12 protein-coding genes and 1 pseudogene are annotated in these 16,792 nt (G+C 36.6%); 12 read left to right on the top strand and 1 reads right to left on the bottom strand.

Features of this window, described 5'->3' with window-relative positions; genetic code table 11:
• Positions 1-94: 94 nt before the first annotated feature.
• The 9 genes from O0V13_RS15345 to O0V13_RS15305 all read left to right on the top strand — a co-directional run bounded on the left by O0V13_RS15345 (position 95) and on the right by O0V13_RS15305 (position 13,320).
• A complete protein-coding gene (locus O0V13_RS15345) occupies positions 95-1,357 on the top strand; it encodes a DUF5690 family protein (RefSeq protein ID WP_268035852.1) in 1,263 nt (420 codons plus the stop codon).
• 118 nt (positions 1,358-1,475) lie between these two features.
• A complete protein-coding gene (locus O0V13_RS15340; RefSeq protein WP_268035851.1) occupies positions 1,476-2,051 on the top strand; it encodes a helix-turn-helix domain-containing protein in 576 nt (191 codons plus the stop codon).
• A gap of 379 nt (positions 2,052-2,430) precedes the next feature.
• A complete protein-coding gene (locus O0V13_RS15335) occupies positions 2,431-2,853 on the top strand; it encodes a hypothetical protein (RefSeq protein WP_268035850.1) in 423 nt (140 codons plus the stop codon).
• Positions 2,854-2,999: 146 nt separating this feature from the next.
• Entirely contained in the window at positions 3,000-4,085 is a 1,086-nt protein-coding gene (locus tag O0V13_RS15330; RefSeq protein ID WP_268035849.1) for an efflux RND transporter periplasmic adaptor subunit, read from the top strand.
• A gap of 24 nt (positions 4,086-4,109) precedes the next feature.
• Complete coding sequence (locus O0V13_RS15325) at positions 4,110-7,265, top strand: efflux RND transporter permease subunit (RefSeq protein ID WP_268035848.1); 3,156 nt, start codon at positions 4,110-4,112, stop codon at positions 7,263-7,265.
• Complete coding sequence (locus O0V13_RS15320; RefSeq protein ID WP_268035847.1) at positions 7,258-8,688, top strand: TolC family protein; 1,431 nt, start codon at positions 7,258-7,260, stop codon at positions 8,686-8,688. Before O0V13_RS15325 ends, O0V13_RS15320 begins: the two co-directional genes overlap by 8 nt.
• 467 nt (positions 8,689-9,155) lie before the next feature.
• The gene (locus O0V13_RS15315; protein WP_268035845.1) at positions 9,156-10,664 is read left to right on the top strand and encodes a hypothetical protein; all 1,509 of its coding nucleotides are present in this window, start codon (positions 9,156-9,158) and stop codon (positions 10,662-10,664) included.
• Complete coding sequence (locus O0V13_RS15310; protein WP_268035843.1) at positions 10,655-12,160, top strand: hypothetical protein; 1,506 nt, start codon at positions 10,655-10,657, stop codon at positions 12,158-12,160. The genes O0V13_RS15315 and O0V13_RS15310 overlap by 10 nt, the downstream gene beginning before the upstream one ends.
• Entirely contained in the window at positions 12,157-13,320 is a 1,164-nt protein-coding gene (locus tag O0V13_RS15305) for a hypothetical protein (RefSeq protein ID WP_268035842.1), read from the top strand. Before O0V13_RS15310 ends, O0V13_RS15305 begins: the two co-directional genes overlap by 4 nt.
• Here the strand turns inward: O0V13_RS15305 and O0V13_RS15300 are convergent.
• Positions 13,281-14,645 carry a hypothetical protein gene (locus O0V13_RS15300; RefSeq protein ID WP_268035841.1) on the bottom strand — a complete coding sequence of 455 codons (1,365 nt, stop codon included), beginning with the start codon at positions 14,643-14,645 and terminating at the stop codon, positions 13,281-13,283. The genes O0V13_RS15305 and O0V13_RS15300 overlap by 40 nt on opposite strands.
• 449 nt (positions 14,646-15,094) lie before the next feature.
• Here O0V13_RS15300 and O0V13_RS21725 point away from each other — a divergent pair.
• The 3 genes and pseudogenes from O0V13_RS21725 to O0V13_RS15290 all read left to right on the top strand — a co-directional run.
• Positions 15,095-15,304 (top strand): annotated as a pseudogene (locus O0V13_RS21725) (four helix bundle protein); the annotation flags it as partial.
• Positions 15,305-15,366: 62 nt separating this feature from the next.
• On the top strand, positions 15,367-15,873 hold the full coding sequence (locus tag O0V13_RS15295; protein WP_268035840.1) for a winged helix-turn-helix domain-containing protein: 507 nt from the start codon (positions 15,367-15,369) through the stop codon (positions 15,871-15,873).
• Positions 15,874-15,977: 104 nt separating this feature from the next.
• Positions 15,978-16,754, top strand: a complete 777-nt coding sequence (locus tag O0V13_RS15290; RefSeq protein WP_268035906.1) for an ABC transporter permease — start codon at positions 15,978-15,980, stop codon at positions 16,752-16,754.
• Positions 16,755-16,792: the final 38 nt, after the last annotated feature.

Here is a 16,792-nt window from a genome sequence, read left to right as displayed (position 1 = left end):
ATTGCTTAAAGCGTTTCTGATAATTCGAATGTTTCTTGAACAAATGAATTCTGATTTTTTAAAGAATAAACTGCAAAAAGCCTCACCTTTTCAAATGAGCCTGTTTGCCGCAATAATGGCATTTTTGGTTTATTCAAGCATGTATGCATTCAGAAAGCCCTTTGCGGTAGCAACTTTTTCAGGAGAATCATTTTTAAGTTTAGACTATAAGGTATGGCTAATTTTTGCTCAGACTTTGGGTTATATGGCCAGTAAATTTTACGGTATAAAAAAGATCTCAGAGCTCAAAGAACAAGGAAGGGCTCGATTGATCCTTTCTTTGATAGGTGTTTCCGCTCTGGGATTAGTGGGTTTTGCACTGGTCAAAGGTCCTTTTGGTATTCTCTTTTTTGTTTTGAATGGGTTTCCTCTTGGCTTGATCTGGGGTATTGTGTTTCATTACCTGGAGGGGAGAAAGTATACTGAAATGATGGGAGCTGTTTTGGCTGCAAGTTTTGTTTTCTCTTCTGGTTTTGTCAAGTCTGTTGGGCATTACATCCTTCAAAACTGGAGAGTATCTGAATATTGGATGCCTTTTTTGACTGGAATGGTGTTTTTGCCACTTTTAGGACTAAGTGTTTGGATGCTAAATCAGATTCCCCCTCCTTCAAAAGAAGATAGGCAAATGAGGAGTTCTCGCCCTCCTATGCAAGGGAAAGATAGGACTAGTCTTTGGAAAGAATTTAAACCTGGAATTATACTGATGATTTTGGTTTATATGATGTTGACAGGATTGAGAGATCTTCGGGATAATTTCGTCGTTGAGATTTGGCAGGGTTTGAATATTACCGTAGATCCCGGACTTTTATCTCAAACCGAAATACCTATTACCCTTTTAATGCTTGGACTGATGTCTTTGTTGGTCTTGGTCCGAAATAACAAAAAGGCATTTTTCTTAAACCATTGGATTATTATAGTCGGATTTTCAATTTCAATCTTGGCTACCTTGGCATTACAATCAGGCATTCTTCCTCCTTTTGCATGGATGGTTTTAGTAGGAGCAGGGGTGTATATGGCTTATATACCTTTCAATTGCCTCTTATTTGATCGGATGATTGCCACATTCAAATCCATTGGAAACGTTGGATTTTTAATGTACTTGATTGATAGCTTCGGCTATCTCGGTTCCTCAATGATATTATTTGCAAAGCAGCTGGGAGGTATGGAAAAAGTTAGTTGGTTGAATTTCTACACTGAATCAGTTTTGGTCTTTCTAACAATTTCTTTGCTATTGATGGGAGCTTCTTTTATGTATTTCCAAAGAAAATTGAAAAGAAAAGAGAGCTCTGTTTTGACAGAGTTTTCATTAATAAATTAAATGGACCTTATAGACAGGAGAAATGCTTCAAAAATTGATGCTGCAGGATATCTCAAATAAATTCTCTGGTAAAGGTTTTCTTTTTGTAGTTTTCCTGCTTAAACCCGAAATAAGTTAAATGGAACAGGAAGTAATAGTTCAGATTAGTAATAAACTGAAACATATCAGGAAGGAAAAAAGCCTGACTTTACAAGAGGTGGCTGATCGCGCTGGGGTTACCAAGGGTTTGATTTCTCAAATAGAAAATGGCAGAACTATACCTTCACTTCTAGTCTTGATCCAAATAATTAAAGCTTTGGAAGAAGATTTGGATGATTTTTTCAGAGAATTGAGCTTACACACCAACCAAGCTCCTATTTTGATACAGAGAAAGGAGAATTATGAGCGGTTCGAAAAAGAAACAGCGAGCGGCTATATATATCATAGAATCTTTACAAAAAAGGTAAAAGAAAGTACTGTAGATATAGTTTTATTGGATATAGAGCCAGGTTCAGATAGAGAATTTGCAGAGACAGAAGCGTTTGAATATAAGTATATTATTAAAGGAGATGTCTCCTATGTTTTTCCTGATGAATCTATCCTGCTTAACGAAGGAGATTCAATGCTTTTTGACGGACGGATTCCACATAAGCCATTAAATTTGGGAGAGGAAACCTGTAAAATGCTAGTAGTTTATTTTTTTGAAGAAAAATGATTTCTTCATGATTAATTTCCAAAGACTAGGTTTATTTTTTAACTAGGTTTTTGACTTTTTACACCTTTATCTCATTGAGAAGTTTGGAGAATAACAGGTCGAAATTATTAGAAGATTAAAAATTTTCATTTTTTTCTTTAAATATTTCAAAGAATAATCACCCTTGTAAAAAGACATCATATTTCTATTATTTAAAATTTATGTCATTTGAAATGATATTTTTCAAATGCTTGAAATGGGGATGTTTTATGTGATCTTTGTTACAAATAGATGGTTCTTTTATAGATAAATCTTAATTTTTTTAAAATCTTCTTATGTATATGAAAATAATTGCCTGAAAATTTTTTTTTGAATTAAAAATCACTCTACATTTGACCCCATGTTCAAAAATCTGTTTCTCAGAATTTTTACTTCTTGGCTTTGCCTTACGGTTGGAGTGACTCTGTTCACTACTGCTCAGGCTATGTCAAGTTCTGAAGAAGCAGGTCAAAATGTAGATTTATTACATCCTCTACCTCTTGGACATACCCTGTTGGATTATCACTCCTCTGATTTAGTCCAGTCCTATGTAAAAACCTACTACACTCCTCAGCAAGACACTTTTTGGGAAGTAGAAGAAGAAAAGGAACGAGACTTTATTACGATTAAAAGACTTCCTGTTGATTTTGGATCCATTACTATTGATTGGATTTCCGAACTATGGGGAGGTTTGATGCCGAAGTCAAAAAGCTATTTTGACTTACCGGTATTCTTAAATTTCTCAGTACCGCTTTATATCCTGAAGCAAGTTTTTATCATTTAGGCTTTTTGCTGATTCTCGAATGCAAGGGGAGGAGTATGCCCTCTTGTCACCCATTATTATTAAAATTTCAGCCCAATAACCTATTGGCGAATCGATTGGTATTCGTCACTACTATTCCCTGAGTTTAGAAAAATTTAAATCCGATTATGAGGAAAATCATCATTCTCGCAGGCTATGCTGTGGTATTTGCCTTGGCTAGCTGTGGAGCAAAACACGAACAAGTAGAACACGAATCAACCTACCTTGTTACAAATCCTGTTCAAAAGGATACGATCGTATATGAAGAATACGTCAGTCAAATTCACTCAATTCAACACATCGAGTTAAGAGCCTTGGAGAAAGGTTACCTTCAAAATGTATTTGTAGATGAAGGCCAACATGTCAAAAAGGGACAGCTCATGTTTAGAATTATGCCTTTGATCTATGAGGCAGAAATGCAAAAAGCAAAAGCTGAAGCAAGCTTTGCAGAAATTGAATATTTAAACACAAAAAGTCTAGCTGATAGCAATATCGTGTCTTCCAATGAGTTGGCTCTTGCAAAAGCACAGCTAGATAAAGCAAACGCAGAATTATCATTGGCTCAAGCACATTTGGGCTTTACCGAAATCAGAGCACCTTTTGATGGTATAATGGGTAGATTCCATGTACGATTAGGTAGTTTGTTGGATGAAGGTGAACTGTTGGCTACTCTATCTGATAATTCAGATATGTGGGTTTATTTCAACGTTCCTGAAGCCCAATATTTGGATTTCGTATCTACAACCTCTTTAGATAGTCTTCCTGAAGTTTACCTTCATATGGCTAATCAGAGACCATTTGATACCCCAGGTATTATTACTACAATCGAATCTGATTTCAATAATGAAACCGGTAATATCGCATTCAGAGCTACATTCCCTAATAAAAAAGGAATCCTAAGACATGGTGAGACAGGTAATATTCAATTGCCAGTACATTTCCCAGATGCGTTGTTAATCCCTCAAAAAGCTACTTTCGAAGTCTTGGATAAGAAATTTGTATTTGTAGTGAATGAAGATGGGGTACTTGAATCCAGAGAAATTTCAATTGTAGCTGAATTGCCTCACCTATATCTAGTTAGCTCTGGATTGGATACAAATGATAAAATCTTGATTGAAGGTCTTCGAAAAGTTGTCAATGGACAGAAAATTGAATTCGAGGTTGTTGATCACGATGAAGTGATGAGTGAATTAAACGGCTTACATGCTGAATAAGGTCAACCTTTAAATCACAGTAAGATGTTTAAGAAATTCATACAGCGGCCAGTATTGGCCATAGCTATCTCATTAGCTATCGTATTCTTGGGATTCCTGGCGATCAATACACGTCCAGTTTCTCAGTTTCCGCAGATCGCACCTCCCCGTGTTAATATCTTTATTGCATTTCCGGGGTCCAGTGCCGATGTTTTGGTGAAATCTACATTGATTCCTTTGGAACGAGCCATCAACGGTGTTCAAGGGATGCAATATATTATTTCAGATGCAACAAGTGCCGGTGAAGCTACTATACAGATCATCTTTGAACCAGGAACAGATCCTAACGCAGCTGTTGTAAACGTAAAGACTAGGGTCGATCAGGTCATGAATAACCTGCCTCCTCTGGTCCAAAGGGAAGGGGTAATTATTACACCGATTCAGCCAAGTATGTTGATGTACGTGAACTTGTTCAGTAAGGATAAAAATGCCGATGAGAAGTTCTTGTACAACTATGCAAAGGTGAATATCCTCCCTGAGCTTCAGCGTATTAGTGGGATGGGACGTGCTCAGATTCTGGGTAGTAGACAATATGCAATGCGTGTCTGGTTGAAGCCAGATAGAATGAGAGCCTACAATGTTTCCACAGAGGAAGTATTGGGTGCTATCGATGAGCAAAGTGTGATCGGTAGACCTGGTAGATTAGGTCAAGCTTCTGGTAAGACTGCCCAATCTTTGGAGTATGTATTGACGTATCAAGGTCGATTCAACAAGCCGGAAGAATATGAGAATATCATTATCAAAGCAAATGCTGAAGGTGAGATTCTAAAACTCAAGGATATTGCTGAAGTAGAATTGGGAAGTGAGTTCTTTGATATCTATTCCAACAAAGACGGTTATCCTGCTGCTTCCATGGTATTGAAGCAGAATTTTGGGTCCAATGCGAGTAAAGTAATTGAGGATGTTAAGGCTAAGCTTAAAGAAATGGAGCCTACTTTCCCTCCGGGTATGAGTTATGAGATCAACTATGACGTATCCAAGTTTGTGGATGCTTCTATTGATAAAGTACTTCATACATTATTTGAAGCATTCGTCTTGGTGGCATTGGTAGTATTCCTATTCTTGGGAGACTGGAGATCCACTTTGATTCCGGCCATAGCGGTTCCGGTATCCTTGATTGGGGCCTTCGTCTTCATGCAGATATTTGGACTCACGATCAACTTGATCACACTCTTCGCTCTAGTATTGGCGATTGGTATCGTAGTCGATGATGCGATTGTGGTAGTGGAAGCAGTTCACGCAAAAATGCATGACAAGCACTTATCTCCATACAAAGCAGTAAAAGAAGTATTGGGTGAAATCTCTGGTGCGATCATCGCGATTACCTTGATTATGACCGCAGTATTCGTTCCGGTAGCCTTTATGACTGGACCGGTAGGGGTATTTTATCGTCAGTTCTCTATTACCATGGCTAGTTCCATTGTACTATCCGGTGTGGTAGCCTTGACTTTGACTCCAGTGCTTTGTGCTATGATTCTGAAAAACAATCATGGTAAAGAGAGAAAGAAATCTCCAGTAGATAAATTCATCGACTGGTTCAATGATAAATTCGAAAGACTTACTGGAAAGTACACAGGACTGTTGAAGTTGATTGTAAACAGAAGAGTAGTGACTTGGGCAATTTTGGGAGCATTTGCTTTCGGTATCGTTGCGGTCAATGAAACACTTCCTACTGGATTTATACCGAATGAGGATCAAGGTATGATCTATGCAATTATCCAAACACCTCCAGGATCTACTTTGGAAAGAACCAATGAAGTTTCTAGACAATTGCAGGCGATTGCTGAAGAAGTAGATGGTATTCAATCCGTTTCCTCTTTGGCAGGTTATGAGATCTTGACTGAAGGTCGTGGATCCAATGCCGGTACTTGTTTGATCAACTTGAAAGACTGGTCAGACCGTGAGCATTCGGTACATGAAATCATTGAGGAATTGGAAGAGAAAACCCACAATCTGGGTGCGGTGATCGAATATTTCGAGCCACCTGCTGTACCAGGTTACGGTTCTTCCGATGGTTTCTCTTTGAGAATGATTGATAAAAACCCAACCATTGATTATCAGGAATTTGATGAGGTGAATGCTGAATTTATGACAGCCTTGAAGAAAAGACCTGAATTGGCTGGATTGTTCACCTTCTTTGCGGCGAACTACCCGCAATATGAGTTGAAGATTGATAATGAGCTTGCAATGCAGAAGGGTGTTTCTATCGGGAAAGCCATGGAAAACCTAGACGTTTTGATTGGTTCCACTTATGAGCAAGGTTTCATCCGTTTCGGTAACTTCTTCAAAGTGTATACTCAGGCTGCTCCAGAATATCGAAAGCTTCCTAGTGATGTATTGAATCTGTTCATCAAAAATGAAGAGGGTGAGATGGTTCCTTATTCTTCATTTATGAAAATGGAGAAAACACAAGGACCTAATGAGATTACTCGTTTCAACTTGTACACATCTTCATCAATCAAAGGAGTTCCGGCACCTGGTTTTACTTCAGGTGATGCGATCCAGGCTATTCAAGAAGTTGCAGCGGCTACTTTGCCGAATGGGTATGATATCGCATGGGAAGGTCTTTCTTATGATGAAGCAAGAAGAGGAAATGAGGCGATTTACATCTTCGTGGTTGTATTGATCTTCGTTTACCTAGTATTGGCAGCTCAGTATGAAAGTTTTATTATTCCATTGGCTGTGGTTACTTCCTTGCCAGCAGGGGTATTTGGATCCTTCCTATTACTGAAAGTCATGGGCTTAGCCAACGATATATATGCTCAGATTGGTCTGATCATGTTGGTAGGTCTATTAGGTAAAAACGCCGTTTTGATTGTGGAATTTGCAGTGCAAAAGCATCAGGAAGGTTTGACCATTTTCGAATCAGCTATCGAGGGCGCAAAGGTTCGTTTCAGACCAATTTTGATGACTTCATTTGCCTTTATCGCTGGTCTGATTCCTTTGGTAATTGCCACAGGACCTGGAGCGATTGGTAACAGAACCATCGGATCTTCTGCATTAGGTGGAATGTTGTTCGGTACAGTCTTCGGGGTAATTATTGTGCCTGGTTTGTACTACATATTCGCAACCATTGCTGATGGAAGAAAGATGATCAAGGATGAAGATTTTGCACCTCTAACAGAAGAACGCCATGCTTAAAAAACATATATTTCAAGGTGTCGGGACCCTGTTGGTTGCGGCCACACTTTATTCCTGTGCACCTACCCAAGCAATAAAAAAAGAAAACCGTGAGGTCCCTGATACTTTTCAGGGCTCCACGGATACAACAAATTCCGCCCAAATTGTCTGGTCTGATTTTTTCAGTGACCCGAATTTGAAAGCTTTAATTGATACTGCCTTGGTAAGAAACCAGGAGTTGAATCAAGTAATGCAGGAAGTAATCATTACTTCTACTGAAATCCAAGCCAGAAAGGGAGAGTATCTACCTTTTGTGAATATTCAGGCTGGAGCCGGAATGGATAAAGTTGGAAGATACACTCGCAATGGGGTGGTAGAGCACAATCACGAAATCGCTGAAGGCAAGGAGTTCCCTGAGCCACTTGGTGATCTGATGTTTGGAGCTGTTGCTTCTTGGGAGCTTGACGTTTGGAAAAAACTAAGAAATTCTAAGAAAGCGGCGGTGATGAATTATCTGTCAACCGTTGAGGGTAAAAACTTCCTGACTACCAAATTAGTCGCTGAAATCGCCAATTCTTACTTTGAACTTCTTGCTTTGGATAATCAATTGGATATTCTAAATCAGAATATTGAGATCCAAAAGAATGCATTAAAGGTGGTTAAAATGCAAAAGCAAGCTGCGAAAGTTACCGAATTGGCGGTGAAGCGATTTGAAGCTGAAGTTGCAAAAAATCAAAGTAGGATTTATGAAGTGCGTCAGCGGATCACAGAAACAGAGAACGGAATTAATTTCTTATTGGGTAGATATCCTCAGCATATCCAAAGAAGTTCTGCAGCTTTTCCTGATTTGATGCCCCAAATGTTGAAAGAAGGAATTCCTTCTCAGCTCTTGGCAAACAGACCAGATATACGTCAGGCTGAAATGGGATTGGAGGCAGCAAAATTAGATATTAAAGTAGCTAAAGCTGAATTTTACCCATCATTTAGAATAGTTGGTGGTATTGGTTACAATGCCTTCAATGCCAAGTATTTGTTGACTACACCAGAATCATTGATATTCAATTTGGCTGGTGATATGGTTGCTCCTTTAGTCAATAGAAATGCAATCAAGGCAAATTACCAAGCTGCAAATGCAAAGCAAGTAGCCGCAGTTTATGAATATGAAAAAACCATCTTGAATGGCTATGTAGAAGTGGCAAATCAAATGGCAAAGATTGAGAATCTTCAGCAGAGCTTTGCATTGAAATCTCAACAAGTACAAGCCTTGACAGAGTCCATTACAATTTCCAATAATTTATTTAGCTCGGCGCGTGCGGATTACATGGAGGTGTTGCTAACACAAAGAGAAGCATTGGAGTCAAGAATGGAGTTGATCGAAACCAAGATGCAGCAAATGAATGCTATGGTTAACATGTATCAGGCGCTTGGTGGAGGATGGAATTGAATTTAGTTGATAGAAAAGTAAAATAAGGTTAGATGTTTGTTACATCCTAATTGAGTGATGATTGACTCGTTTTTTCGGAAACCATTCTGCAGCGTTGCGGGATGGTTTTTTTTGAATTCAAAAAAAGAAAACCTCCATTCATTATCTGAATGGAGGTTTTTGCTTTTGGTAATAAAGTATTAAGGGAACAAAAAGTGTTGAAAAAAATCCCTTAATGATGGTCTAGAAAAAATTGATGAGAAAAGCTGCTTAATCACCCTATTTCAAAGGTACTTCCTCTCACTGAAAAAAAAATACCCTGTACTGGGTATTTTTTAGGGTAATTCACAAAAAGTTTTCCACATAATATGAATTAACCAATAAATAATAAGAATTATTAAATACGAAGATTTTTAAGGGAAACTAAATTTTGGGTCTATTTTAGGTGACTATTTTTCCTTTTCCTTCCCACTCCCTAATTTGTGGACATGCTTCGTACACTCCAGATTTTTTCAATCGCAACTTTACTGGCTATTATATGGGGTATACCTAGAGGGTTCGATTTTTCTGACGAGGGTCTTTATGTACTCTTAGCTGATCCAGGTCAGTCAAACTCCAATGGCCCTATTTTGTATGATTTGTTTTTTAAAATTTTATTCAAAGTTTTTGGGATTCAATTCCATATCATAGAGCTCAGATGGATAAGATTATCAGGTATTATTTTCGCTTCAATTGCTTTGTATTTTTTCCTAAGGCGTTCTTTTGGTGAAAAAGTCAATCCACCGGTTTATTGGATTGTAATTTTAGGATTGCTGGGGTCTTACGCATTCTTGCCACCCAATTTATCTTATAATACCTTATTACTAATAGGGACTTGTATCTGGCTTTACACTTTGTCTTTGAAAAATAGGCTTGGAAGCTTTTTGGAAGGCCTAATTTTAGCTTTATTATTTTATGTCAAATTGCCAGCGGCTGGTCTATTACTAATCATGACTATTGCTGTTAGTTGGAGATCACAGAAGTCAAATCAAATCTGGAAATTGATAGGCTTATTGGTATCAATTTTAATCCTTGAAATCATATTTTATTGGAGCTTTAAAGATGGGCTTTTTAGTAGGATTGAATTCTTTCTTTCTAATCCATTTTCCAGACCTAGTTACAATTTCTTGAATTTGCTAAAAAGTACGCTAGTTGGTGTTTTCTGGATGTTCTTATCTTTTATTGTTTCCTTTTTGTGCAGAAAATTAATCACCAATCTAAAGCTTGAAAGAGCATTGGTTATTGCAATTAATCTGTCGATTTTAGCTGCTATAGGTTGGGTCACTCATATTACAAGCGAATGGAATCATTTAGTACTGATTGCCTTTGGAGGGGTGCTCGGCTGGGTTTATTCAGAAATTGACTTTAAGAAAAATGCTATTTCCAACTCGCCCATTAATTGTGTTTTATTGATTCTGCCTTTTGTATTACATTTTGGTAGCAATGTGTATTGGTTAAGGTTGGGAATTCATTTTTGGATTTTCTGGATTCTGCTCCTATACTTATCTTGGAATAATGGGAGAAAATTAATTGCTTATGCCATTGGTCCGGTAATATTTATTCTGGTTTTTTTGGGGGTTTGGGTGAATCCATTTGAACAAAAACCTTTATGGGAAGCCAAGTATGAATGGAAATATGGAGGAAATAATGCGATTCTATTGAATAAAGAACAGATCTCATTTTTAGAAATACTAAAGGGAATTGAGAATATTTCCAATTCTAATGAAATAGCTTGTGCATACAGAAATCCAGGTATGGCCTATCTGCTTGATAAGAAAAATTGGGGCAAAATTGGGTTTTGGGAAAGGTCTGAGTTGGAGTTTGAAATCTCTAAAGGTCTTCCAAAGTCTATAATCTTTTACAGCCTGGATTCCCTTCCAGCGTCTTTTTCTCAAGGATACCAAAGGAAATCAGTAGGTATTTATCAAGGTGTTGAAACTGAATTTCTATGGAAATAGGAAAGGGTAGCAAAAAAAAAATATGGCAAGTGTTTGGGGTGATTGGAATTGTCATGGTAGTTTTTTTGCCATGGAGGTTTCAAGTTAATGATGATGAATTGATGATGTGGTTAGTTTCTGGAGCCTATACTGGTAAACCAGAGACGTATGCTGTTTTTATTCATCCCCTCCTTTCTGGAGCATTTTCGAAACTTTATGGTTTCTTTCCGGCAGTGCCTTGGTATCCACTTTCTTGGTTTTTGATTCTATCAATTTCCTATATTTTTTGGGTCAATTTAGTATTTGAGAAATTTAAGAAAGGACCCCTTTTATACTTTTGGAATTTGATATTTCTAGTATCAATTATTCATTTTGCTTTCTTTCTTCAATTTTCAATAATTGCTACTATAGCTATTTGCGTGGGCTTGGCATACAGGCTTTGGAAATCTACCAATTTGGACAAGAAATGGTGGATGATTTACAAGGCTGATTTCTTAATTCTATTTGCTTACTTCATTCGTGCAGAGGTTGCTCTATTAATGATAGCTGCAGTTTTTCTGTCAAGTATTGTTTTCCATTCAAGGGAGAATTTAAAGTCCGTTTGGGCTATTCCCATTTTGATTCTTACAATTGGATTCGGCTCTTCTGTCTTTTTAGTGAAAAAATTGGGAATGGAAGAGTTTGAAACTATTAATCAGCTCCGTTCAAAGGTTTTTGACAATCCCGTACTTCAGCTGAATAAAAGTTATTGGAAGGAGAAAGACCCGGAACTCTATTATTTCGCGAATGGACTTCAGGATTTTAATGGAATGGATTTGAATGCGTCTAAGCTTGAAAATTGGTTAAAGGATTTAAATCAAAGTCGCTGGGGATTGATATCTAATGGGTTTTATGCTCGTGCTTTCTGGACATATATTTACCAAGAGCATTTTTTTCTGGGCTTGTGGGGACTACTGATTTGCTTTTCAATACTGACTCGGGCAAAGAATACACTTATCATTTTTGGATTAATAATATTAGGCTTTGCCATATTAGCTCCATTTTATCTTCTTAAGATCCAGATTTACAGCCTTGCTTTTTATTTTCTCCTTTTAAGTCAATTTAATTTCCAAAAACCTTCGAGTCATTTTCCTTTGTTTGGGATCAGATTTATTGTCGCTACATTAATTTTTAGTTTAGGATATCATTTTCGATCATTTATGAAGGCAAAAGAAAATATCCCTGAAAACGATTTGATTATGATGACAGAGACCCTATTGGAACAAGAGGGAAATACGGATCTTTTTCTTGCCACTGAAAACAAACATTATCTAAATCATGTATTTGACAAACCAATCCCTTTTAAATTTCTGGGCTGGGGAACACTTTTGGAAGTCTATCAGCCCAAAAAAACAAGAAAGCTCAAGAAAGCATTTTTGTTAGATGAAAACACCTATTTTGAAAATTCAGGATATTTTAAAAAATCTGAATTCAAATTTGATCGTATTGAAGATTTTGTTTTAATTCAATCTCCATGAAAATTAGACTGGCATCTAATTCTGGTATCCTGACAGGGATTTTATGGGTTTTTTTGGTGTCTTTTACACTCTATTTTCTTATAAAGAATATTCCTTACGGAGTCGATATCAAGATTCATAATTTGTTTCTTGTAGAATACCTCCAGAAAGGTGCCTTTCCGATTCCTCCGGGATATTATTTTTTAATTTATTTAGTTGACTTCTTAGTTCATTACAAGTACCCATTTGTTTTAAGTTCCATTTTGGTATTGACTTTTTTTATCTGGTGGAAATACCAGATCCTCAAGAATTGGATAAAGGTGGAAAGTAGCTTTTCACAACCTCAATGGCTTGCTTTCATTTGGATGTTTAGCTTTCCGATTGTTATTCCAATGATTGACAAAGATTTTTGGTATTTAGGGAAATTTACACCTACTATATGGCATAATTCAACCTCCATTGCAGCATTTCCATTTGCTTTATTACTATTTAGAGAGACTATCCTTTGGTGGGATAAAAATTCCCTTTTTAGATTTCTTAAAATCATTGCTTTAGGACTGGCTATTCTATTAATAAAACCCAGTTTTTTATTCTGTTTTATCCCTTTATTTCCGGCTTTTACATTAGGAAAGAAAGGTTGGAAATCTCCTCAATTTTTGCAGGCGGTATTATTTGCAACCATTATGATTGCCTTAATTTGGTTTGAAAAATATTTGATCTATTCTTGGGACCCTATACTCCAAGAAGACTATCGCATGGAAGATAGGCCGAGAATTGTGGTCGAACCATTTCGGATCTGGTTACATTATGCATTTGAACCCTTTTGGGATTTTATTTCCAGTTTCTTATTGACTATTATTTTTCTGGCTTTTTGGGGAAAAGAGGCATTGAAAAACCAAGCCTTTTCTTTTTCGTTTGCGCTCCTTTTAATGGGCTTGACTCTGTATTTTATGTTGGCTGAAACTGGTTATAGAGAGTGGCATGCAAACTTTTATTGGCAGATACCTGTCACTTTATTTATACACCAAGTACTAATGGTTTTGATTGTTAGAAAAGAATTTGTCAAAACAAGAAAGAAGATAAACCTTCAAACAGGTTTATTTATGTTGGTGTTTTTCCTTCAAATTTTGAGTGGGCTAGCTTACTGGATTCGAATTTTTGTTGATCGAACTATCAGTTGATCCTGATCCATTTCTAAATAATACGATGCAGTCTCTTCCTTCAGTTCATAATAAGGTAAAATATACTTAATAGATTTTCCCAAGGTATCTACTACCGGCAGTTGATCTAGACTGTACAGATTTAAAACTGTGCTGTCAACTCTTACCAAAGAATTTGATAGAGTCTTTAGTTCACTTTGAATATTACTTGGAATGGGTAGGAGAGTATGCTCTTTTCTCTCTTCCAGTGTATCAATTTCAAAAGGGATAATCCATAAAAAGCTTATCAATCCTAAGATAGGAACCCAAAGAAAATACGGTCTTTTACCTGAGAAGGAAAGAAATTGGAGATTCAAAATTAGAGCCACAGGACTTAACATTCGGAATTCTGTCCATCTGTAGGTTTTATAGAGGATAATTGTTAATGCAAATTGTATAAGAAATAAATAAGTCGAAATTCTAAATGCAGATGATGTTTTTTGGTAGACCAATGAAAATATCAAAGTACAGATCAGCCAGATTTTCCAAGTCCAATAAAAGCCACCCTCTGAATAAGTTATTAGAAAATAGATATTACGTTTTGTGTTGTAGTATAACCTATAGATGCCATCCTGCAATTGTCCATCTTTTAATTCTGAACCAACAATAGAGAATACATTGGGAACTGTCTCCAAAAAGAGATTTTGATATAGGATAGGTAAAAGCAAACCTGTTATTAGTAAAATTATTCCAATTGCTTTTTTTTTCGTTAGAATATTCAATCCAAATGGAAGTAATAAAAAGAACCAAGTAACCCTAAACAAACCACCGAGAATAATCAGAAATAGGATGACTCCCAATGAAATATTTGATTGTTTGGTTTCCCAGGTTTTCATTGCAAAGTAAAGTCCTACAGCAATTGCTATATGGATCAATTCTGGCATCAGACTCATCCCATAGAAGAGAGTATATGGACTTCCCATAATAAGACAAAATTGGAAAATCCTGATTGATTTTTCTTCCTTTAGAATTGCTAAAAGGCCCAATCCAATTAGGAGAAGAGCCAAATTGATCCAAAATATGAAATTTGGGGACCAGTGGTCAAATGCTTGAAATAGACCATATAAAAAAGTGTAAGCTGGTCCATGTGCATCAAACCCTCCTACTTTGGAGCCGTACCCAGAGTAAGTGAAAGCAGCTTTGTATTCCCCAGTCAGTGCATAACTTTCAGCATTTTTTACATAAAAGTATTCATCTCCATAAAAAGGAGCTATATTTTCTAGGAACCTGGGAACAAGGGAAAAGTATAGAAGGATTATTCCCAATATCAAGACGGTCCCCAATACTTTTAATTTGAAAATTCTCACAGACTGAAATAAGGCTTTTCTTGATTTAATTTCCAAAAGGATTTAGAAATTGAAAATTAAATATATGGTTTAGGAGTGGTTTCAGGTCAGTTTGATTTAAAAGTAATCTGAAATCCAATTTTTGAGATTTTGAATTCTTCAATTAATCGAAATACCAAGTCTTTCCTTGTTTGCATATCTCCTCATCAAAATCTAATTTGCTACTGAGTAATTTTTTTACTCATCACTTGCTAGCTTCCATGGGAGTGAAAGGGCGAAGCTTTTTAAATTTTGAATGGGGAATGATGAATTTGGAATTATTATGAGGGAAGGAAACTTAATTTTAAACAAGACTTTATAGGTTTTCTGAAATTTCGCTAAACCTCTATTTTGAACTTAGGAAGAATGGGCATTATAGACTGTCTGATCAGTTTGTGGGAGCAACAACTTCAATTTAGGCGAATGTTGAGGAGGCTCAAGCGGCACATTCCAAAGCTGATTTTATTTCAAAAATGGTAATAGCTTCCAAGGAAGCTAGGGAAGCAAGGTATTGGATAAGGCTTTTTGACAGGAAAGAATTACTCTTTGATAATCCTGATTTTAAATTTGAAAAAGCTGAAATAGAAGAAATTTTAAAAATTTTAAACTCCATCGTAAAATCCAGTCGTGAATTCAAATGAAGATGTTATTCCAAAGTTGAATGATTCCTAATTCTTAATTCCTCATTTTAAATTAAAATTCCTTGCTCGAATCTCTCGTCACATCTAAAACCAGAGTTAAGCTTCTTCTCAAATTCTTTTCTCATAAGAATTCGGGCTATTTACGTTCATTGGCCAAAGAATTTGATGAATCCACTAATTCTGTCAGAGTAGAATTAAACCGCTTGACAGAAGCAGGTCTTCTTGTTTCAGAAGAAGAGGGGAAAACCAAAGTCTACAAAGCAAATGACAAGCACCCATTTTTCACAGAAATCAAAAATATGGTTTCCAAGTTTTTGGGCTTAGATGATTTGATGGAGCGAATTGTCAAAAGGATGGGAGATGTGGAAAAAGCCTATATTATTGGTGATTATGCACAAGGAATAGACTCGGGAACAGTAGAAATGATATTAATTGGAAAAAATCTAGATCAAGAATATTTGGAATTTATTAAAAGTAAAACCTTTGAAAAGGTCAATAGAATGGTGCAGGTATCCATTTTGGAAGAAGATCCCGGGACCATATCTGGAATTTTGGTTTTTGGAGCATGAGTTTTAAGGCTTTAAAAATATCTTTGAGAAATATTAATTAAAATTTAGTGTTACAATCAGAGTCCAAACACTACAAGGTAATAGAACCGTCTTCCGGTTGGAAAATGGTGGATTTTCAGGAATTGTGGAGGTATAAAGACCTTCTTTATTTTCTGACTTTACGAGGGATCAAAGCACGTTATGCCCAGTCTATTTTGGGAGTTTCCTGGGCAATTATTCAGCCTCTTTTTACAACTCTTGTTTTTACTTTGGTTTTTGGAGGCCTTGCAAAGGTTGATTCTGATGGGATGCCTTATTTGTTGTTTTCCTATTTGGCTTTGTGGCCTTGGAATTATTTCTCAGGTACTTTGACTGAATCGGCCAATTCCTTGATTCAAAATGCCAACATGATTACCAAGGTGTATTTCCCAAGAATGGTTTTACCCTTATCCGCTATTTTGTCTAAGCTTTTGGATTTTATTATTGCTTTTGTGGTAGTAATAGGTCTACTGATTTACTTTAAGCAGATGCCTGGATGGGGGATTGTGTTTTTGCCTTTATTGATTATTCAATTATTGATGTGCAGCTTGGGAATCGGGATGTTTTTGTCTGCATTGGCAGTCAAATACAGAGATGTCAAACATGCATTGACTTTTTTGGTTCAGCTTTTATTATATGCTGCTCCTGTGGTGTACAGTACTCAAGCTGTTCCTGAAAAATATTTGAATTTTTATATTTTAAACCCCATGGTGGGGGTAATTGAAGGATTCAGAGCTGCATTTTTAAATAGACCCATGCCTTGGGATTGGATTTGGCCTGGCAGTATTGTAGCTGTTGTGTTCTTCGTATTTGGAATGATGTATTTCAGAAGAATGGAACGCATTTTCGCGGATGTGGCCTAAAAGGCTTTCAATCACATCTTTTGGTTTTACTGAACTAT

This window comes from Algoriphagus sp. PAP.12 (assembly GCF_026652115.1).
In the GTDB taxonomy this organism is placed as follows: Bacteria; Bacteroidota; Bacteroidia; order Cytophagales; family Cyclobacteriaceae; genus Algoriphagus.
The sequence above is the reverse complement of the archived record's forward strand: the minus strand, read 5'-3'. Positions and strand labels throughout refer to the sequence as shown.